Origin of the sequence: Streptomyces tropicalis (assembly GCF_029269835.1) — a bacterium.
Classification (GTDB): domain Bacteria; phylum Actinomycetota; class Actinomycetes; order Streptomycetales; family Streptomycetaceae; genus Streptomyces; species Streptomyces tropicalis.
Genome location: NZ_JARJBB010000077.1, coordinates 1 through 2,721, shown reverse-complemented (window position 1 = coordinate 2,721; position 2,721 = coordinate 1). Strand labels below are relative to the sequence as shown.

The window sequence follows — 2,721 nt, the reverse complement described above, 5'->3', positions numbered from 1 at the left end:
TGGAGGTACTTCATGGACTGGCGACACCGCGCCGTCTGCCGCGAGGAAGACCCCGACCTCTTCTTCCCCATCGGCAACACCGGCCCCGCAGTCCTGCAGATTGAGGAGGCCAAGTCCGTCTGCCGCCGCTGCCCCGTCATGGAGACGTGCCTGCAGTGGGCGCTGGAGTTCGGACAGGACTCCGGCGTCTGGGGCGGCCTCAGCGAGGACGAGCGCCGCGCAATGAAGCGCCGTGCCGCCCGCAACCGGGCCCGGAACAGCAGCGCTTGAGCACTATCGCGCCCGCCCGCCTTCCTCGCCACCGCTCATGGCCCATCCCCAGGGGACCGCCGCTGCGCCCCTGGCCCCACTCGTACATCCCATCCGTAGTCAGCAAGAACCAAGGGAGATAAACCCATGACTGTCCGCGCCTACTTCGGCATCGCCGAGCCCAACAAGCCCCATCCCGCCTCGCAGCGCCGCACCCGACGTCGGGTGGCGGTTGCCACGGGCACCGCCGCAGCCGTCGGTCTGATGGCGCTCCCGTTCGCCGCTCCGGCCTCCGCCGACCCGACGTACGTCGGCTACGAGGGGTTCACCGTCGACCTCCACCCGAAGCCGGGCACCGGCGGCCTGTACTTCCGCGACGCCGGGGGCCACATCAAGGGCCTCATGGGCGAGAAGGACGAGGCCTCCGTGCTCGGCTGCCACCCCAACGACCCCACCCTGGCATGGGTGGTGCAGACCTCGCGCGGCGACGGCCACGGTGGATGGGGCACCTACCAGGGCTTCGTCCGCTTCGCCTACGCCAACACCGAGAACAACGTTCCGATCCCGTGCGGCGGATGACCCGCTGAACACGGAGCGCCAGGTGCCGTGCCCGACCCCGCGTGAATCGGGGTCGGGCACGAACCCGGCCACCCGGACCGGCAGGCCACCCCGCAGGGAAGCGCACCGCCCGGACGACCGGCGCGCGGGCCGGTGAGGACACACCGGCCCGCATGCCACGCACCCACCAGACCAACCTGGAGGACGCAGCAGTGCTGAACCTTACCGACGACGTCTCCCGACGTATCGACCGCATCCGCAAGGCCGCCGACGACACCGAGAGCGCCCGTCGCAGGCGCGAGCGGATCATGCGTACCGGTAGTGGCCACTGATGGCCTGGGACTGGGACGCCTACTTCAACTCCGGCAGCACGCCGAAGCCCATGCCCCGTAGGCAAGTTGCGCCGCCGAGGGCTTCTCACCTGCGGCTGGTGCGGCCGATGGACTGGGACGCCTACTTCAACTCCGGCAGCACGCCGGGCTCGGACCCCGGGGCGCAGGCCCGAACGGTCTCGTCACGCATCCGTCCGGTGCCCTCCGACTCCGGGAGCCGGCCGGCTACCTAGGTCCCCCTACATCGCCGGGGCGTCGCACCCAGTGCCCCACGTCCCGGCGTCGGAGACATCAGCGAATGACACCTGACGCGCAGCCGGACATGGACCACGTACACGAGCTGGTCGACGCGGTCCGGGAGCAGGCCGGAGTCCCGGCCGACGAGCCGTACCGCATCCCCGGGGCGCACTTCACCCCACCGAAACCGACCCCCACCCCGCAACAGCGCTGAGGAGCGATCCGCACCATGTCCCCCGCCACTCCAACCACAACCAAGGCCCCGCCGCCTGCCGTACGGGTTGTGACCGCCGAAGACGCCGACAAGGCGCGGAAGGCGATCGCCGACCTGGAACGGATCGAACGCCTGGTGACCACGGTCCTGGTGATTCTGGGTGTCGGGGGCCTCATCTTCACCGCCGTCAATGTGACCCTGTTCGCGAAGGAACACCACGTCCACTGGGCCATTGCATGGATGCTCGACCCCCTGGTGTCGGTGTCGCTCCTGGCGGCCCTGTTCATCGACGGGAAACTGTCCTCCCACGGCTACCGCCCCGGCGGCTGGCCCTTCGCGCTGCGCTGGTTCGCCGGCCTCGCGACGTGGCTCATGAACTGCTGGGGGTCGCTGTACCCGGACGCGGTGTTCACCGGATGGCCCGACCGCCCGGACCCGGCCGGCCTCCTCCTCCACTCGGTCATCCCCGTTCTGGTCATCTTCCTGGCCGAGGCGGGGGCCGGGTACCGCAAGTTCGCGGTGGGGAGGAAGTCCGTCCACCTGAACACGCTGAGTGACTGGAAGGACCAGGAGGAAGCGCGCCGAAAGGCCGACGCTGACGAGGCCCGGCGGCGCGCGGAAGCCGATCGCGCGGACAAGGAAGCGGAGCGCAAGCGCGCCGCGGATCTGGCCGCGGAGGAGAAACGCGCGGCCATCGAGGCCCAGAAAGCGCGGGCCTGGGCCGCGCGGACGCGGAAGCGCGGAGGAAGGCCGACGCGGAAGACGAGGAGCGGCGCAGAATCGCGGCGGCCGAAGAAGCGCGCCTGGCGACGGAAGCGCGGGAGCAGCAGGCCCGGATCGACGCCGAAAACGCGGAGCGCGCTGCACGGCTCGCTTCGGAGGCGAAGGCCCACGAAGCGGCCCTGGAGCGGCAGCGGATTTTGGCAGAAGCCCAGGCCACGGCGACGCGGACCCAGGCGGAAGTCACCGCGGAAACGGAGCGGCTCCGGGCGGAGGCGCAGATCAAGGCCGACGAGGAGGCGCGGGAGGAGCGCCGCAGGGCCGCGGAAGCGCGGCGCGCGGCGACCGCAGATGCGACCGCGATTCCGTCCGCAGAAACGTCCGGGAAAACGCGGACGCTCTCCGCGGTTC

Annotated in this window: 5 protein-coding genes; all 5 read left to right on the top strand. The window is 70.8% G+C overall.

Going from position 1 to position 2,721, the window contains the following annotated elements:
- Positions 1–12 precede the first annotated feature (12 nt).
- Complete coding sequence (locus tag P3H78_RS33030) at positions 13–270, top strand: WhiB family transcriptional regulator (protein ID WP_276112863.1); 258 nt, start codon at positions 13–15, stop codon at positions 268–270.
- Positions 271–396: 126 nt separating this feature from the next.
- Positions 397–828 (top strand): hypothetical protein, encoded by a 432-nt coding sequence (locus P3H78_RS33025; RefSeq protein WP_276112862.1) that lies wholly within the window; start codon positions 397–399, stop codon positions 826–828.
- 152 nt (positions 829–980) lie between these two features.
- Positions 981–1,139: a hypothetical protein gene (locus tag P3H78_RS33020; protein WP_276112861.1), complete on the top strand. Its 159-nt coding sequence runs from the start codon at positions 981–983 to the stop codon at positions 1,137–1,139.
- Positions 1,140–1,437: 298 nt separating this feature from the next.
- Complete coding sequence (locus P3H78_RS33015; RefSeq protein WP_276112860.1) at positions 1,438–1,590, top strand: hypothetical protein; 153 nt, start codon at positions 1,438–1,440, stop codon at positions 1,588–1,590.
- 69 nt (positions 1,591–1,659) lie between these two features.
- The coding region (locus P3H78_RS33010) for a hypothetical protein (protein ID WP_276112859.1) at positions 1,660–2,721 on the top strand (1,062 nt) is incomplete at its 3' end.

What these genes read in the sequence shown, in the direction of transcription:
- P3H78_RS33030 (WP_276112863.1), top strand. Translation starts at nt 13, where the DNA reads ATGGACTGGCGACACCGCGCCGTCTGCCGCGAGGAAGACCCCGACCTC.
- P3H78_RS33025 (WP_276112862.1), top strand. Translation starts at nt 397, where the DNA reads ATGACTGTCCGCGCCTACTTCGGCATCGCCGAGCCCAACAAGCCCCAT.
- P3H78_RS33015 (WP_276112860.1), top strand. Translation starts at nt 1,438, where the DNA reads ATGACACCTGACGCGCAGCCGGACATGGACCACGTACACGAGCTGGTC.
- P3H78_RS33020 (WP_276112861.1), top strand. Translation starts at nt 981, where the DNA reads ATGCCACGCACCCACCAGACCAACCTGGAGGACGCAGCAGTGCTGAAC.